Genomic DNA, 17,428 nt, shown 5'->3' with positions numbered 1-17,428 from the left:
GGAGAACCGGTCACAGACCGATCAGGTGAGGTAGCCGTCCTCCGCCGCGCGTCGGATGAGGTCGGCCCGCGAACTCGTCGGCCGGCCCGCCTTGCCGTACTTCTCCCGCACCCGGCGCAGGTAGGTCTTCGCCGTCTCGTATTGCACGTTCATGGCGCGAGCGACTTCGGAGGTGGTGCGGCCGTCCGCGTAGAGCACGAGCGCCTGCCGCTCGCCGTCGCTGAGCCGCGGGCGCGCGGACTCCGGGATGAGCGGCTTGGGCCGCCACGCCGGCTGCTGCGTCGAGGCCGCTCTGCCGACGCCCCGGCCGGCCGCCGAGAGCGCAACGGCCAGCAGTTCCGTCATCGGCTGCGACTTGGTGACGTACGCGACCGCGCCCGCGGCGAGCGCAGCGTCCCGGTCCTCCGGTGTGTCGACCGCGCTGAGCACGATGACCTTCGCCCCGGCGGCGCGGCACGTGCGGACGCGGGCCCCGATCGAGACGGACTCCTTCAGCTGCAGGTCCATGATGACCAGGTCGGTGGGGAACGCGTCGCTGTGCACGAGCTCCAGCCAGCTGCTCGCACGGACGACGAGGTCGAATTCGGGCGCGTTCTTCTCGATCCACGTGGCCAGGCTGTCGAGCAGGAGCTCGTGATCGTCGAGGATGGCGAGCCGGATGGGCGGCTCCACGTCGCGCGCGGCGCCGGTAGCGCGGGAATCGGGATGGAGATGTGTCATCGTCGTCTCCCTCCAGAGTAGGCGAACGGAGCGGGCGAGGCGAAGCGCACCCTCAGTTCGGTTCCGCGGATCCTCATCGTCGCATCCATGGCGGTGGCGTTGAGTGCGCTGACGAACGGGAGGAGTTCGCGGCGCAGCTCCCCGCGCGGCGCGTCGATCTGCGCGTGGAGCAGGAAGGACGGCCGATCGGGCGTGCGCGCCGAGACGCGCACGCTGTCCGGGTCGAGACCGGGCAGGGCCGAGACCGTAGCGATCAGGGCACCGACGATGGCGCGCTGGTCGGTGGTGAGGACGCGCTCGAGGCGGTCCGGGTCGTCGACGCGGTCGGACGCGGTCGGGTGCTCGTCGCGTGCGCGGCCGGTCGCGGCGAGCCGCGGACCGAGCGCGAGGCTGAGCGTGTCGGCCAGCCAGGTGCGGCCGACCGCGCGTACGGACATCCCGCGCAGGCGGTCGGCGAGGACGCGGGCTCGCTCGACGTCGCCCGGCGCGATCTCCTGGCGGCGGAGCAGGTCGGTGAGGAAGGGGACGGCCTCGGCGTTCAGCGCCGTCATGCGCTCCTGGGCGATCATCCGCTCCGCGGCCTGACGGAGCTCGCCGTCGAGCCGGGCCTGCCCTTCGCGCGCCAGCTCGCGCCAGCGCAGGGTCTCGCCGGTCATCGTCCACGCGTAACCGGCGCCGCCCGCTGCCAGCGCCAGGATGGGCGTCGCCGCCACCATGGCGTAGACGACCGGCGAGTTGGCGATCACGAGCGAATGCTGCGCGGCCGCCAGCCCGCCGAGGACCACCGCCGAGACGACCGCCGAGCCCGCGACCTCGCCGATCGGTCGGTAGAGCGGCATCACAATGAGCAGCAGCGCGACGGCGATCTGGCCCCAGTCGTCCTGGATGCGCTCGTTGCGGCCCCACATCGACGCAGTGGACAGGCACGCGGCGGTCACGGCGACCGCGATGATCGAGAAGTGCGACCAGCGGCCGAACGGAGCGAATCCGGGGTGGGACCGGATGGAGGCGACGACCACGGCGATCAGCAGGACGCCGATGGCGAGGATGTCCAGGCCGACGTCGCGGAACTGCCCCGCGTGCCGGATCGACGAGAACACCGCGTACCCGACCGCGACCGTCCCGAGCAGGGGGACCAGCAGCCAAGCCGACTGCGCGCCGAGGGGATCGAGGCGCTGGGGCGTGCGCTCGACGGCGACCGATCGCGCGCCGACGATGCTGCGCGTGCTGAGAGCGGTCATGCGGTGCGGTCTCTGCTCGAGACGGAGCCCGCGCCGGTCGGCACGGTCAGGATGACGGTCGTGCCGACATCCGGGGTCGAATAGATGTCGACGCTGCCCCCGATCCGGGCGATGCGCTCCTCCACGGACTGCCGCAGGCCGAGCCGGTCGGCCGCTGGGCCGCTGGCGGGGAAGCCGCTCCCGGCGTCCACCACCATCACCGAGAGGGAGTCCGCGCCGGCACTCAGCGCGACCTCGGCGCTCGGGCTCCCGGAGTGGCGGATGACGTTGACCAGGCACTGGCGCACCGCGAGGCCGACCGCGCGCCGGACGTGCTCGTCGAGGGCGATGAACGGGGAACGCTCGCCGGAGATGTCGACCGTGAGGCCCTCGTCGCGGGCGGCCTCGATGGCGCGGTGCAGTTCGCTGTCGTACCAGGGGTCGGGCAGGTCCGTCGCCTCCCCCGCCGGGTGGTGCGCCCGGGCGGTGCCGGGCTGCTGACCGCCCGGCACGTGGTCGCCGAGTCCATGGAGATCGTCCTCGATCCGGCGAGCGAGCCGCGGGTCCAGCGGACCGGGAGTGGATGCGGCCACGGCCACCAGCTCGCTCAGCACGGTGTCGTGCACCTCGGCGGTGGCAGCCACCATGAGGTCGCGGCGGTGGTCGACGAGTCTCGCGTCGCGTACCGCCCTGTGCAGCGCCGATTGCGCGCCCGAGCGCGTTCCGCGGGTGAGGCCGTCGTACGCGAGGACGCCGACCAGCAGCAGGTAGGCGCCCAGGGAGATGGCGTCGGGCACGTAGGTGCGCCCGGTGGTCGCCGCGCCGAGGATGACCGCCGCCTCGGCGAGCGCGAATCCGAGCGTCGCCCAGAGGATGCCCGCGAGCGCGCCGGTGCCGGTGCCGCCGACAAGGGTCATGGCGACGACGGGCAGGGCGATGACGAAGAGATTGGTGTCGCGGTAGGAGGGGGTGCCGGTGAAGAGGGCGACCACGTAGAAGTAGGTGCACACCGCGCCGACCAGAAGGTAGGCGACCGTGAGCGCGACCGTCCTGCCTCGTGCGAGAACGATGAGCAGGGCCACCATCGGCACGAGCACGGTCACGCTGATCCACGAGATCGCCGAGTCCCCGCCCGCCGTCGACATCGCGACGTTGACTCCCGCTGCGGCCAGGCACACCAGGCCGGCCCAGCGGGCGCCGGTTGCGAGGGCACGGGAGTTCGCGGGCCGCGCCAGATGGCTGGGCAGACCGAGCGACACCTTCGTCCCGTCCCTTCCGGGCCGAGCCGTTCTCAGTCCCTCCCGGATTATGGCATCACCTCCGACGAGTGTGTACCCCGGCACGTCCCCCGATACGGGGGCGATGTACCCCACACGAACCCCGCAACGGTCGGATCCGCTCGCTCAGCGCTCGCCCACCCCTCTCGTGCGTCAGAACAGCGTCGGCTGCACCCCCAATCCTGTCAGCGACGCGCTCACGACCGCGGCCGCATCCGGCGCCTCCCCCGCTGCCGCCCGCACGGCCGACCCCACCGTGCGGCGCTCCCCCTCGTCGTCACGCAGCATCCCGAGCGCCGTCGACCGCACCCCGCCGGTCACCGGGTCTTCCTCGCCGCGCTGCAGCCCGTGGGACCGGATGAGCGGCTTGATACGGGCCGCCAGCCAGCGCCGGTACTCCTGGGGCGCATACGTGCCTCGGCCATACATCTGCCGGTAGCGCGGCAGGAGTTCGGGATGCTGCTCGCCGAGCCAGAGGTAGAACCACTCCTTGACGCCCGGCTTCAGGTGCAGCGCCGAGTAGAGCACGGACGTCGCCCCCGCCTCTTTCGCCTGCCGCAGGGCATCGTCGAGGTGCGCGCGGGTGTCGGTCAGGTACGGGATGATCGGCATGAGGAACACCGAGCAGTCGAGTCCGTGCTCGCGCACCGCGGTCACGGTCGCCAGCCGCGCCTTGGTCGTCGGCGTGCCCGGCTCGATCGACTGCTGCAGCTCGTCGTCGTAGACCGCGATCGACATCGCGAGGTCGACGGGAACATGTTTGGCGGCGTCGGCCAGCCGGTCGAGGTCGCGGCGCAGCAGCGAACCCTTGGTCAGGATGCTGAACGGCGTGCCCGAATCGGCCAGCGCGTCGATGATGCCCGGCATGAGCGAATAGCGCCCCTCTGCGCGCTGGTACGGATCGGTGTTCGTGCCGAGAGCCACCGGGTGGTGCCCCCAGCTCGGCTTCGCGAGCTCTTTGCGCAGCACCTCGGCGACGTTGACCTTGACGATGATCTCGTTGTCGAAGTCCTTGCCCGAGTCGAGGTCGAGGTAGGTGTGCGTCGGCCGCGCGAAGCAGTAGACGCAGGCGTGCGAGCAGCCCCGGTACGGGTTGATGGTCCAGCCGAACGGCATCGGCCCTCCCCCGCCAGGGATGCGGTTGAGCGCCGACTTCGCCAGCACCTCGTGGAACGTGATGCCGGCGAAGTCGGGAGTGGACACGGAGCGCACGAGATTGTTCAACCGGGCGAGCCCGGGCAGCGCCGACGGCTCGTCGACCGACAGCTCCTGACCACTCCAACGCATGGCTCTATTCGAACATACGCTCGAAGGTTAAGCAAGGTTCACCGTCCTCCCGGTCCAGCCGGAGCGCAGCCACCGGTCGTGGCTGGCCACCACGACCGCTCCAGGGTAGGCGCCCAGCGCCTCCTCCAGCTCGGTCGCGAGCGCCAGCGAGAGGTGGTTCGTCGGCTCGTCCAGCAGGAACAGGTGAGGCGGTCGCGCGACGATCAGCGCCAGCGCGAGCCGTCGCTGCTGCCCGACGGACAGCGCGCCGACCGGCCGGTCGAGGTCGCGCGGAGCGATCAGCCCGAGCGAGCTCAGCGGCACCGACTCCGCCCGACGCTCCCCCACCACCGCGTCGTAGAGCCGCCGCGGCGAGGTCGTCGGATCGGCGAACCGCACATCCTGCTCCAGGAGCCCGACGCGGAGCCCGCGACGCCGGCTGACGTCGCCCGCCGACGGCTCGAGCCGCCCGGCCAACAGGGAGAGCAGCGTCGACTTGCCCGCGCCGTTCGGCCCGGTCACCAGGATGCGCGCATTCCCGGGGACCACGAACTCGTCGAGATGCAACCGGCCGGCGACCCGCACGTCGCGGACCCGCACGAGCACGCCCGCGTCCTCGCCCAGCGCCTGGAACCCGGTCGGGATCCCGGCGAAGCTGAGCGGGGCCGGCGGCTTGCGCACCTGGGACTCCTGCAGCGTTTCGAGCCGCCCCTCCGCATTCCGGATACGGCGGCTGATCTGGCGGTCGAGCGCGTTCCCCTTCACCGACTTCACGAACTTGTCGTTGTCGCGGACCTTGCCCGACCAGGCGATGGAGCGCGCCGTCACATCGACCGCGTGCTTCAGCTCCTTCAGCTCGTGCTGCTCGTCGGAGAACTGCTTCTCCCACCGGGCACGCTCGGCCGCCTTCTCCGTCAGGTACGCGCTATAGCCGCCGCCGAACACCGTCGTGCCGGAGCGGGACGGGTCGAGGTCGAGCAGACTGGTCGCCACCGCGTCCAGGAAGGCGCGATCGTGGCTCGCGAACACGACAGGGCCGTGCCATCCGCCGAGTTGCCGCTCGAGGAACGCCGCCGCCTCGTCGTCCAGGTGGTTGGTGGGCTCGTCGAGCAGCAGCACGTCGGGCCGTCCGAGCAGGAGCGCCGCCAGGGCGAACCGCGACCGTTGCCCTCCCGAGACCTCGCTCACGCGCCGGCCCAGCGGGATGTCGCCGACACCGAGTCCGGCGAGGAGCTCGTCACGGCGCGCGTCGACGCTCCAGAGCTCGGCGCGCTCGGCCGCCGCCAACGCGTCGTCGTACCGCGCGGCGGCCGCCGGATCGTCGGACCCGAGCGCCTCGGCGGCCGCCTCCAGCTCCCGCTCGATGGCCCGCACGTCGGCGAGGGCGTGCTCGATCAGCGCCGCAAGCGTCTCGCCGGGCCGGAACCGCACCTCCTGCCAGAGCAGGGCGGTGCGCGGAGGCCGGGAGACGACTCCGGAGTCCGGCGCCTCGTGCCCGGACAGGACACGCAGGAGCGTTGACTTGCCTGCGCCGTTCTCCCCGATGAGGCCGAGCCGCTGGCCGGGCGCGACCGTGAGAGAGACGTCGGTGAGGACGCGGCGATCGCCGTAGACGACCGAGACGCCGTCGGCGCGGAGGGGTGCGAGGGTGAGTGTTGGCATGGGAACCGTCCTTCCGGGCGCTCCACAGGGAGCGGGTTCCCGCCGGGCGATCTCCGTCGTGAGCGGCGCCGGAGCGCCCAGGTGCCTGGGGCAGCGCAGCGACCGAAAGGGTCCTCACTCACATCGACGGCGCCTCAGGCGCGGGACGTCAGGAGGTTCTCACTTCATAGCGTGGACGACCATAACAGGTCGTCCACGCCGCTGTCCAGCCCTGCCCCTGACCAACACCTACTGCTGGAGGTGCAGCGTCTCGGCGGTGGCGGCCAGCACGCGCTGCGCCTCCTCCGGCTTGTCGTTCAGCGTCGTGCCGACCGTCGGGATGAGCTCCTTGATCGTCGGCAGCCACTGGGCGAAGTGGTCCGGGAAGCAGTGCTTCAGCAGGTCGACCATGATCGGGACGGCGGTGGAGGCGCCCGGGGACGCGCCGAGCAGGCCGGCGATCGAGCCGTCCTCCGCCGCCACGACCTCGGTGCCGAACTGCAGCACGCCGCCCTTCTTCGGGTCCTTCTTCATCACCTGGACGCGCTGGCCGGCGGTGATGAGCTCCCAGTCCTCCGACTTCGCGGTCGGCATGAACTCCTGGAGCGCCTTGACCTTCTTGGCACGGCTGGCGAGCACCTCGCCGACCAGGTACTTGATGAGGTCGAAGTTGTCGCGCGCGACGGCGAGCATGGGGCCGAGGTTGCCCGCGCGGACGGAGCCGGGCAGGTCGAACCACGAGCCGGTCTTGAGGAACTTGGGGCTGAAGCCCGCGTACGGGCCGAACAGCAGCGACGCCTGCCCGTCGACGACGCGCGTGTCGAGGTGCGGGACCGACATCGGCGGGGCGCCGACGGCCGCCTTGCCGTACACCTTCGCCTGGTGCTGGGCGACGATCTTCGGGTCGGTGGTGCGGAGGAACTGGCCGGAGATCGGGAAGCCGCCGAAGCCCTTGATCTCGGGGATGCCGGACTTCTGCAGCAGGTGCAGGGCGCCGCCGCCCGCGCCGACGAAGACGAAGCGCGCGTCGGTGACGTGGGTCGTGTGTCCCACCTCGTGGCGGACCTTCAGCCGCCAGAGCCCGTCCTTCGTGCGCTTGATGCTGCGGACGCTGTGGTTGAGGGCGAGGGTGGCGCCGTTCTCGACCAGATTGTCGATGAGGGCGCGGGTGAGGGCACCGAAGTCGACGTCGGTGCCCGAGGTCTGCCGCGTGGCGGCGATGCGCTGCTTCGCGTTGCGCTTCTTCGTGAGCAGCGGCGTCCATTCGCCGATGACGGCGGGGTCTTCGGAGTACTCCATGCCGGCGAACAGCGGCTCGTCCTTCAGCGCCTCATAGCGCTTGCGGAGGTAGCGGACGTTGTCGCGACCCTTCACGAACGTCATGTGCGGGGTGGAGTTGATGAACGTGTTCGGCTCGGGGAGGTCACCCGCCGCGACCAGGCTCGCCCAGAACTGGCGGCTGAGCTGGAACTGCTCGTTGATGCTGATGGCCTTGGCCGGGTCGACGGTGCCGTCGGACGCCTCGGGCATGTAGTTCAGCTCGCAGAGGGCCGCGTGGCCGGTGCCGGCGTTGTTCCACGGGTTCGACGACTCCTGGGCCACTTCGCCCAGGCGCTCGTAGATCCGGATGCTCCAGTCGGGCTGCACGCGCTGGATCATGGCCCCCAGCGTGGCACTCATGATGCCGCCGCCGATCAGGACGACGTCGATGGGAGAATTGCTCACCCGACAATCCTATGCCGGGCGCGCCGGGGACCCCGCCGTGACGACCGGTGGATCTCTCGATATCGAGATATCAGGCGGTGACGGGATGCGCCAGACGCTCGGCGACCAGCTCGGCGATCTGCACCGCGTTGAGGGCGGCGCCCTTGCGCAGGTTGTCGTTGCTGACGAACAGTGCGATGCCCCGGCCCTGCGGGGCGCCCTCGTCGGCGCGGATGCGACCGACGAAGCTCGGGTCGGCGCCGGCGGCCTGGAGCGGCGTCGGGACGTCGGTCAGCTGCACGCCGGGGGCGTCCGCGAGGAGCTCGGCGACGCGCTCGGGGCTGATCGGGTTCGCGAACTCGGCGTTGATCGAGAGCGAGTGGCCGGTGAAGACGGGGACGCGCACGCAGGTGCCGCTCACGAGCAGCTCCGGAAGACCGAGGATCTTGCGGGACTCGTTGCGGAGCTTCTTCTCCTCGTCGGTCTCGTTGAAGCCGTCGTTGACGATCGACCCGGCCAGCGGGATGACGTCGAACGCGATCGGGCGGACGTACTTGACCGGCTCGGGAAGCGTCACGGCCGAGCCGTCGTGCACGAGGTCGAGCAGGTGCTCGTCGGCGACCGCGGCGCGGGCCTGCTCGGCGAGCTCCTCCGCGCCGGCGAGGCCGGAGCCGGACACCGCCTGGTAGGTGCTGACGACGAGTCGGGTCAGCCCCGCCTCCGCGTCCAGCGGCTTGAGGACCGGCATAGCGGCCATCGTGGTGCAGTTCGGGTTGGCGATGATGCCCTTGCGTGCCTCGGCGATGGCGTCGGGATTGACCTCGGAGACGACCAGCGGGACGTCCGGGTCCATGCGCCAGCCGCTCGAGTTGTCGATCACGATCGCACCGGCCTCCGCGAATCGCGGAGCGTGCGCCTTCGAGCCGGTGGCCCCGGCCGAGAACAGGGCGATGTCGATGCCGGAGACGTCGGCGGTCGCGACGTCCTCCACGGTGATCTCCCGGCCCTTGAACGGCAGCGTCGTGCCGGCGGACCGCGAGGACGCGAAGAAGCGGATGCTTTTCACCGGGAAGTCGCGCTCCTCCAGCAGGCGGCGCATGACGGCACCCACCTGGCCGGTCGCGCCGACGACGGCGACGTCGAATCCGTTGCTGTCGAAATCGGTGGTCTCGCTCATGTCAGCCCCTTCGGGTCGTTGTGGAGGGGAACCGCGGTCATCGCCGCCGCATTCCCGGAGTGAGGACTAGCGGCCGGTGCCGGCGTAGACGATCGCCTTCTCGTCGCCGTCGAGGCCGAAGGCCGAGTGGACGACGCGGGCGGCCTCGGCGACGGTGTCGGCGCGGGTGACGACCGAGATGCGGATCTCGCTGGTGGAGATCATCTCGATGTTGATGCCTGCGTCGAACAGCGCCTCGAAGAGCTTGGCGGAGACGCCCGAGTTGGTGCGCATGCCGGCGCCGACGAGGGCGAGCTTGCCGATCTGGTCGTCGTACTGCAGCGACTGGTAGCCGACCTCGTCCTTCTCGGCGGTCAGGGCGGTGAGCACGCGCTGGCCCTCGGACTTCGGCAGCGTGAAGGAGATGTCGGTGAGGCTCGTGGCCGCGGCCGACACGTTCTGCACGATCATGTCGACGTTGGCGTTGGCCTTCGCGACGATCTTGAAGATCTGCGCGGCCTTGCCCGGCACGTCCGGCACGCCGACGACGGTGATCTTGGCCTCGCTCAGGTCGGTGGCGACGCCGGAGATGATGGGCTCTTCCACGGTTCCATCCTTCTTGGCGGCCTCGGCCGCCGCTGCTTCGTTGAGGACGTAGGTGCCCTCCTTGTTCGAGAACGACGAGCGCACGTGCAGCGTCACGTTGTGACGGCGGGCGTACTCGACGGCGCGGATGTGCAGGACCTTCGCGCCGGCGGCGGCGAGCTCCAGCATCTCCTCGCTCGTGATGCGGTCGATCTTGCGGGCGAGCGGTACCTGGCGCGGGTCGGACGTGAAGACGCCGTCCACGTCGGTGTAGATCTCGCAGACCTCGGCGCCGAGCGCGGCGGCGAGGGCGACGGCGGTGGTGTCGGAGCCGCCGCGGCCGAGGGTCGTGATGTCGCGCGACTCGCGGCTGAAGCCCTGGAACCCGGCGACGATGGCGATGGCGCCCTCGTTGAGGGCGTCCTGGATGCGGCCGGGGGTCACATCCACGATGCGGGCCGAGCCGTGCTGGGCGTCGGTGATCATGCCCGCCTGGCTGCCGGTGAAGGAGCGGGCGTCGTAGCCCATGCTCTTGATCGCCATCGCGAGCAGCGCCATCGAGATGCGCTCGCCCGCGGTGAGCAGCATGTCGAGCTCGCGGGGCTCGGGGATGGGGGTGACCTCGTGCGCCAGGTCGATCAGCTCGTCGGTGGTGTCGCCCATGGCGGAGACGGCGACGACGACCTCGTTGCCCGCCTTGCGCGTCTCGACGATGCGCTTCGCGACGCGCTTGATGCTCTCAGCTGTCGCGACGGACGAACCGCCGAACTTCTGGACGATGAGGGCCACGGACTCTCCTGAACTTCACGGGCTTCCCATCCTACCGGCCGGGATATGGCCGTTCCTTCATGTGACGGACCGGTCAGGAGACCTGGCGGCGGCCCTCGAACGCGCGGCCGAGGGTGACCTCATCGGCGTATTCCAGGTCGCCGCCGACGGGCAGGCCGGAGGCGAGCCGGGTGACCCGGATGTCGAGCGTCGTGAGCAGGCGGCTCAGGTAGGTCGCGGTCGCCTCGCCCTCGAGGTTGGGGTCGGTCGCGATGATGACCTCCTGGACCGTGCCGTCGGCGAGGCGCTGCATGAGCTGCCGGATGCGCAGGTCGTCAGGGCCGACGCCGTCGATCGGGCTGATCGCGCCGCCGAGCACGTGGTACAGGCCGCGGAACTCGCGCGTGCGCTCGATCGCCACGACGTCCTTCGCCTCCTCGACGACGCAGATCAGCGTCGGGGTGCGGCGCGGGTCGCGGCAGATGGAACAGGTGGCCTGTTCGGACACGTTGCCGCAGATCTCGCAGAAGCGGACCTTGTCACGGACCTCGAGCAGCACCTCGGCCAGCCGGGTCACGTCGAACGTCTCGGTCTGCAGGATGTGGAACGCGATACGCTGCGCGGACTTCGGGCCGATGCCCGGCAGCCGCCCGAGCTCGTCGATCAGCTCCTGGACGATGCCTTCGTACACCGGTTACCTCATCCCCGGGGTCGGAGGCGCGGGCTGCTCCTCGATGAACGTGGCGCCGAGGATCTCGCGGACCACGGCCTCCCCGTAGCGCTGCGGCTGCTGGAAGGTCGGCGTGCGGGCTCCGGTCGCGGGGGCGGCGGACGGCCGGGCGCTGCGGGCGGGCTCGGGAGCCGCGGCCGCCGGAGAAGCGGTGGGCGGGACGGCGGGCGCGGCGCCCGGCGTCGCGGTGGCGGAGGGTGCGGCCGACCAGTCGCCGGTGGGCTCCTCGGGGACCGGGGGCTCGAACGGAGGCTCGGTCTCGGGCGGGGGCACGTCGTCGTACGGCGGTTCGTCCGGCGCGGGCTCGGCCACCGGGCGCGCGACGGGAGCGGCCGGCGCGGCGGCGGGGCGCTCGAGGGTCACCACGGCGGCGGTCGTCGCGACGGTCGCCGTTGCGCCGTCGGCGGCCGGGGAGGCGGACGGGATCGCGACCGTCGCCCACTCGGTGACCATGGCGGCCTGCGCCTGCCCGGCCGGAGCGGTCGACGTGGCGGCGGGCACGTCGGTGCGCGCCCCGGAAGCGGCGGCGCCGGGGGCGGACGCTGACGAGGGGGCGGCCTCGGACCGGGAAGCCGGGCGTGCGGGAGCCGCTTCGGCCGCGCGAGGAGCGCCGGCTGCGGGAGCCGCCGGCGCGTCGACCGGATCGGATCCGGGCCACGTCTCGGCCGCAGGAGCGGACGGCGCACCCGATGATGGGCGCGGCGAGCCTCCCGAACCGGACGCCGAGTCGGCGCGGGCGATGAACTTGACGCGGATGCCGAGCACCTCGACGATCGCCTGGCGCAGGTACTCGCTGACACCCGTACCGCCGGCGGCGTCGGGCTGGCGGAAGCTCTGCACGTCGTTGTCGCTCGGGAAGGACAGCGTCAGGACATCCCCGCTGAGGGCTCGGACCTGCGCGGTGAAGACGACCATCCACGCGCTGCGCTTGGCGCGCTGGACCGCGTCGAGGATCTGCGGCCAGGAGTCCTTGACCTGCTGCGTGGTGACCGGGCCGACGGTGGCCGGCTGCGGCTCGGCCGCGGCGGGAGCGGCGGCGACGTCGGTGGGCGCGGGCTCGGGCGCTGCGGCCTCCGCAGGCGCCGAAGCGGCCGGCGTCGCGGGAGCGGCGGGCGCCTCGGTGACGGGCGCAGCCGCACGCGAAACGGGCGCAGCGGCAGGGGCAGCAGCAGGCGCGGACGCAGGGGCAGCACCACGCGCGGTCACCGCGCCGGCGGGCTCCGCAGCCCGCCCCGCCGCATCCGCCGACACGGCGTCACTCACGCCGACCCGGCGCTCCAGCCGCTCGACGCGCGCCAGCGCCCCGCGCTCGCTCTCGTCGCTCGACGGCACGAGCACGCGGGCGATCATCAGTTCGAGGTGGAGGCGCGGCGAGGTCGCACCCGTCATCTCGGTGAGCGCGGCGTTGACGATGTCGGCCGAGCGGCTGAGCTCCGCGGCGCCGAACTTCATCGCCTGCACGCCCATGCGGTCGAGCTCGTCCTGCGGCACACCGCGCAGCACGGCGGCCGCGCCTTCGACGCTGGTCGCCGCGACGACGATGAGGTCGCGCAGGCGTTCCAGCAGGTCTTCGACGAACCGGCGCGGATCCTGACCCGTCTGGACGACACGGTCGACCGCGGCGAAGGCGCCCGCCGCGTCCCGCGCAGCGATCGCGTCGATGACGTCGTCGAGGAGCGCCGCGTGCGTGTAGCCGAGCAGGGCGACTGCGCGCTCGTACTCGATCGTGCTGCCCTCCGATCCGGCCATCAGCTGGTCGAGCAGGGACAGGGTGTCTCGCGGCGAGCCCCCGCCCGCACGGACGACGAGAGGAAGCACGCCCGGCGCGACCGTCATGCCCTCGCTGTCGCACAGGCTCTGCACGTACTCGAGCATCTGCGCCGGCGGGACGAGCCGGAACGGGTAATGGTGGGTACGGGACCGGATGGTGCCGATGACCTTCTCGGGCTCGGTCGTCGCGAAGATGAACTTCACGTGCTCCGGCGGCTCCTCCACGATCTTGAGCAGCGCGTTGAAGCCCTGCGGCGTCACCATGTGCGCCTCGTCGAGGATGAAGATCTTGTAGCGGTCGCGGGCCGGGGCGAAGATGGCGCGCTCGCGGATGTCGCGCGCGTCGTCGACGCCGTTGTGGCTGGCCGCGTCGATCTCGACGACGTCGAGCGAGCCTCCGCCGTCGCGGCTCAGCTCGACGCAGCTCGCGCACTTTCCGCACGGGGTGTCGGTGGGGCCCTCGGCGCAGTTGAGGCAGCGCGCCAGGATGCGGGCCGACGTGGTCTTGCCGCAGCCACGAGGACCGGAGAAGAGGTAGGCGTGGTTCACCCGGTTGGTGCGCAGCGCCGTCATCAGCGGATCGGTCACCTGGGACTGGCCGATCATCTCGGCGAAGGTGTCGGGCCGATAGCGGCGATACAGGGCGGTTACCACTTGAACATGGTACTCACCGCCGCCGACATTCCGGTGGGAACCGGGTCTTCACTGCCCGCGGACATTCAGAGCGCGCGCGATCGCCGACCAGAGAGCGACCCTGGCGTCCTCCGTCGCCTGCGCGGCCGGCGGAGGAGGCAGGTACAGCGGGGTGTACGGCGGCACGTAGAAGAGGTGCGTCGCCTCGGGCGCGCGGACGTACGCGTCGCCTCCGCGCGCGGGTCGCACCTGAGCGGCCACGTCCATCCACCGGCATGCGTTGTCGAGCTGTTCGTCCTGCCCGGCGCAGCCGAGGACGACCGGGCCCGGGATGCGGTCGAGGCTCAGGACGGCGGCGCGCGTCACCTGGTGCGTCCCGCTCAGGCACGGCACCCACGAACCGCCGACGGTCACCGCCGGTCCGGGCACCGGGGACGGGCAGACCAGTCCGGTGGTGCCCGCCGGCGCGATCGCGCCGTAGACGAGCTCGGGATGCGCCACGGCGGTCCACAGTGCGAGCTGCGCACCCCGGGAGGTGCCCATCACGAAGACGCGGCGCGCATCCACTCCGGGCTGCGACCGCAGCCAGTTGAGCGCGGCGACGACCCGCTCGGCCGCCAGGGTGCGGATCATGTTCACCTCGCCGGCCGAACCGTACGTGGAGAAGGCCAGCGCCGGGTATCCCATGGCCGAGAGCGTCGAGGCGGTCAGCACGCCGCTCGGGGCGCCGGGATCGGTTCCGTCGAGGACGAGCACCGCCGGCCGTGCCGCCTGCGACGAGTTGGTCGGCGCGAAGAAGTCGCCCTCGATCCCGTCGTCGAAGACGGCGCGCGACGGCGCCACCGACTGCAGGCCCACCCGGTAGAGGCGCCGCGCCGCCACCCGCCGGCCGTCGACCACCGCCTCCAGGTCGACCAGCCGGCTCGCGGCGCCCCACTGCTCGGTCGACGTCGCCGCGGCGCCGGAGGCCGTGCCCAGCGACCACAGCAGCCCCATCCCGTCCGGTCCGGCGAACGGCGCCTCGACGGGCGCGTCCCGGTCCAGGTCGACCACTCCGGAGGAGGGCACGACGTAGACCGCGCGGGACGTCCAGCGAGCGCCCGCCTCCACGGTGGCGCTCACCGTCACACGGACCCCCGGTTGGAGTGCCGTCACGCGCAGGTGGATCGGCTCCCAGACGCCGCTGGGATCCTCGCTCACCTCGAATCGGGGACCGACGTCTCCGGGCGTCGGCGCGCAGCCGGTCAGCCCTGCGAGGGCCAGCGCCAGTACGGTCAGGGCGGCGGCGACCCGGGCACGCGCCCTGGATGTGCTCACGGCCGCACCGACCCGGCCAGCTTGGCGAGCACGAGGGCCCAGAACGACGTGCGAGCGTCCTCGGTCGCCTGCGCGGTCGCCGGTGGCAGGTCGCTCAGGCCGATGGGCAGCACGGGCGGGGTCGTGATGTCGTGCCCGGCCCCGTCCAGATAGAGGAAGGCGTCGCCGTCCTTCTGCCCGCGCGCCTGCTCCCCGGCCCGCTGCCAGTCGCACGCGGTGGGCAGCAGCCGGTCGGCCGTGCCGCAGGCCAGCACGAGCGGACCGGGGATGCGCTGCAGCGGCAGGATGTCGGTGCCGGCGATGGTCCGCTCGGGGTTGGCGCACGGGAGCGGGAGCCCGTGCTCGATGAGGAGCGGGCTGCCGGCCTCGGAGGTGCACTGCAGCGCCGTCGCCCCACTCGCGGCGAACGCCCCGTGGATACGGCCCGGCTCATGGGAGGCGAACCACAGCGCCAGCGAGGACGCTCGTCCCGTGCCGTAGACGAAGATGCGGTCCTCGTCCACGATCGGCAGCTCGGAGAACCAGCTGAGCGCGGCGCCGAACGTCTCGACCGACAGTGCGGCGGAGCCGGCGATCCGGCCCTCCGGCACGAACGCGGGAAGCACGAAGACCGCGAAACCGGACGCCGCCATCAGCCGCGCGGCGAAGGCGCCGGATGCGCCGCCGTCGTCGCCGTCCACCAGGATGACGCCCGGCCGCAGGTCGACCGGCGTCGGGACCGCTTCGACCAGGGCGCCCACGCGGGCGGTCGGCGCGAAGCCCGACGCGTCCGGGTCCCCGGTGCCGATGAGGTCACTGCCGAGGACGTCGCGGTCGCTGGTCCCCGCGGCGAGCGCAGCGCGGTGGAGCACCCGGGAGGCGACGGGACGGCCGTCCTGCTCGACCGTGTACCGCGCGTCCAGCCCGTGGTAGACCCACTGGGCCTCCAACTGCTGCTGGCTGAACGACGGTCCGGTCAGGCTCCAGAGCAGCCCGGAGCCGTCCGCCCGCGGGTACGCCGCGGTCAGCGGCTCCTGCGACCACAGCCGCACGCGACCGTCTGGTGGGACCGAGTACACCGCCCGCGACGTGAACGCGCCGCCGCTCGTGCTCGCCCGCACGTCGACGACGGCCGGATGCCCGGGCTCGAGGCCCGCGAGCTGCACCCCGACCGGCTGGGTGACCGCGTCGCCGAAGCTGCTGAACACGATCCGCGGGCCGCCCTGGGTTCCGGCGCTGCACGCCGAGGCGACGACGGCGATGGCGCTGACCACGATCGCGGCGGCCAGCCGGCGCAGGAGGCGTGAGCGGGTCATCCGAGCACCGCCCGGAGCAGGGCGCGGCCGACCGCGTTCCAAAAGGCGACGCGGGCCTTCTCGGTCGGCTGGCCTCCCGCCGCGGGGAGGCCGATCGGCAGGCCCGGCGGCACGGAGACGGAGTGCTCCGCGCCGTCCGCGTACACGGTCTGCACGCCGAACGTGGAGAGCCGGGTCGCCACGAGCGCTCGCTGCCAGTCGCAGGCATTGGGGAGGACGGGATCCTGCGTCCCGCACCCGACCACGATCGGGCCGTTGATGTTGCCGATGGGCGGGATCGCCGTGGCCACGACGGTCGCCGCCGAGTCCAGGCACGGAAGCCCGGTGGAGTCGTCGAATGCCGGAGCGACCTGCGCCGGGGACAGGCACAGCAGCGCGGGAGTGCCGCCCGCGACGAACAGCCCGCGCACCCGGCCGGGGAAACGCGTGGCGGCCCAGACGGCGAGTTGCTCCGACGCGCCCGTGCCGTAGACGAACACCTGATCGTGAACGATGTCGGGACGCTGCGCCAACCAGTCGAGCACGGCCTGGACCGTGGTGTCCGAGACGATGCCGGTCGACCGGATGCCGTCCGACGCGCCCGAGACCGGGATGCTCAGCACCGACGCCCCGAACTGCGCGATCAGCGGCGCGGTGTACTCTGCCGAGGCCCCGGGGTGGGGTCGTCGAACATCACCACGGCCGGAGCGCGCGGGTGCTCCAGGGTGGCTGCGCTGAAGAAGGTGCCGAGCGGCACATCCTCGTGGGTCTCGCGGGGCACCCTCGCGTCGATCGCCGCGCGCAGGTCACGGGTGTACAGGGTCCGCTTGGGGAGGCCCGCGGCGAGGCCGGACAGCTCGAACTGCCGCGAGGCGACCACCCGGTCGCCGTTCGCGGCGCGCACGGTCACGTGGGTCGTGTCGCGCATCCACTGCCGGACGGCCGCGTCGTCCCCGAGGTGCGGTCCGCGGAGCGACCAGAACAGCCCGGCGGAGTCCGGGTCGGTGAACGGGGCGAACTGCGGGCGGGCGCTCGCGAGGTCGAGCGTCCCGGAGGCGGGCACGGTGTAGGTGGCGGACGACGTCCAGGAGCCGTGGGACGTCGTCAGCTGCGCGGTCAACCGCAGTCGGGCCCCGGGCTCGGCCCCGACCAGCTCCAGCGGGACCGGCCAGAGCACCGCGCTGTAGCGGACCAGCGGCGGCGTCACGAAACGCGGTCCGGCACCGCCTTCGACCGGTGCGCAGCCGGCGAGCACCGTGGATCCGACCAGCAGGGCGACGGCGGCGGCGATCGCCCGGCGACGGACTCCGCGCACGCGCAGGAGCGGCATCCCGTGCCGTCCGCCCTCGCCGCGTCGTCGCCGCATG

12 protein-coding genes and 1 pseudogene are annotated in these 17,428 nt (G+C 72.3%); all 13 read right to left on the bottom strand.

Features of this window, described 5'->3' with window-relative positions:
* Positions 1-21 precede the first annotated feature (21 nt).
* Positions 22-720, bottom strand: coding sequence for a two-component system response regulator (locus tag A0130_14935; GenBank protein ANF32782.1), 699 nt, complete (start codon positions 718-720; stop codon positions 22-24).
* Positions 717-1,961 carry a hypothetical protein gene (locus tag A0130_14930; protein ID ANF32781.1) on the bottom strand — a complete coding sequence of 415 codons (1,245 nt, stop codon included), beginning with the start codon at positions 1,959-1,961 and terminating at the stop codon, positions 717-719. Before A0130_14930 ends, A0130_14935 begins: the two co-directional genes overlap by 4 nt.
* The gene (locus tag A0130_14925) at positions 1,958-3,235 is read right to left on the bottom strand and encodes a hypothetical protein (GenBank protein ANF33477.1); all 1,278 of its coding nucleotides are present in this window, start codon (positions 3,233-3,235) and stop codon (positions 1,958-1,960) included. Before A0130_14925 ends, A0130_14930 begins: the two co-directional genes overlap by 4 nt.
* A gap of 135 nt (positions 3,236-3,370) precedes the next feature.
* On the bottom strand, positions 3,371-4,504 hold the full coding sequence (locus tag A0130_14920) for a DNA repair photolyase (protein ANF32780.1): 1,134 nt from the start codon (positions 4,502-4,504) through the stop codon (positions 3,371-3,373).
* 27 nt (positions 4,505-4,531) lie between these two features.
* Positions 4,532-6,145, bottom strand: a complete 1,614-nt coding sequence (locus A0130_14915) for an antibiotic ABC transporter ATP-binding protein (protein ANF32779.1) — start codon at positions 6,143-6,145, stop codon at positions 4,532-4,534.
* A gap of 228 nt (positions 6,146-6,373) precedes the next feature.
* The gene (locus tag A0130_14910; GenBank protein ANF32778.1) at positions 6,374-7,849 is read right to left on the bottom strand and encodes a malate:quinone oxidoreductase; all 1,476 of its coding nucleotides are present in this window, start codon (positions 7,847-7,849) and stop codon (positions 6,374-6,376) included.
* 70 nt (positions 7,850-7,919) lie between these two features.
* Positions 7,920-9,005 carry an aspartate-semialdehyde dehydrogenase gene (locus A0130_14905; GenBank protein ID ANF32777.1) on the bottom strand — a complete coding sequence of 362 codons (1,086 nt, stop codon included), beginning with the start codon at positions 9,003-9,005 and terminating at the stop codon, positions 7,920-7,922.
* A 66-nt stretch (positions 9,006-9,071) separates the two neighbouring features.
* Positions 9,072-10,358: an aspartate kinase gene (locus tag A0130_14900; protein ANF32776.1), complete on the bottom strand. Its 1,287-nt coding sequence runs from the start codon at positions 10,356-10,358 to the stop codon at positions 9,072-9,074.
* A gap of 73 nt (positions 10,359-10,431) precedes the next feature.
* A complete protein-coding gene (locus tag A0130_14895) occupies positions 10,432-11,028 on the bottom strand; it encodes a recombination protein RecR (GenBank protein ANF32775.1) in 597 nt (198 codons plus the stop codon).
* Positions 11,029-11,031: 3 nt separating this feature from the next.
* Positions 11,032-13,491: a DNA polymerase III subunit gamma/tau gene (locus A0130_14890; GenBank protein ID ANF32774.1), complete on the bottom strand. Its 2,460-nt coding sequence runs from the start codon at positions 13,489-13,491 to the stop codon at positions 11,032-11,034.
* 48 nt (positions 13,492-13,539) lie between these two features.
* Positions 13,540-14,748 carry a hypothetical protein gene (locus tag A0130_14885; GenBank protein ANF33476.1) on the bottom strand — a complete coding sequence of 403 codons (1,209 nt, stop codon included), beginning with the start codon at positions 14,746-14,748 and terminating at the stop codon, positions 13,540-13,542.
* Positions 14,749-14,783: 35 nt separating this feature from the next.
* On the bottom strand, positions 14,784-16,082 hold the full coding sequence (locus A0130_14880) for a hypothetical protein (protein ANF32773.1): 1,299 nt from the start codon (positions 16,080-16,082) through the stop codon (positions 14,784-14,786).
* Positions 16,079-17,427 (bottom strand): annotated as a pseudogene (locus tag A0130_14875) (hypothetical protein). Before A0130_14875 ends, A0130_14880 begins: the two are co-directional and overlap by 4 nt.
* Position 17,428: the final 1 nt, after the last annotated feature.

Source organism: Leifsonia xyli, from assembly GCA_001647635.1.
Lineage (GTDB): Bacteria > Actinomycetota > Actinomycetes > Actinomycetales > Microbacteriaceae > Leifsonia > Leifsonia xyli_A.
This window is presented reverse-complemented; position numbering and strand designations above follow the sequence as displayed.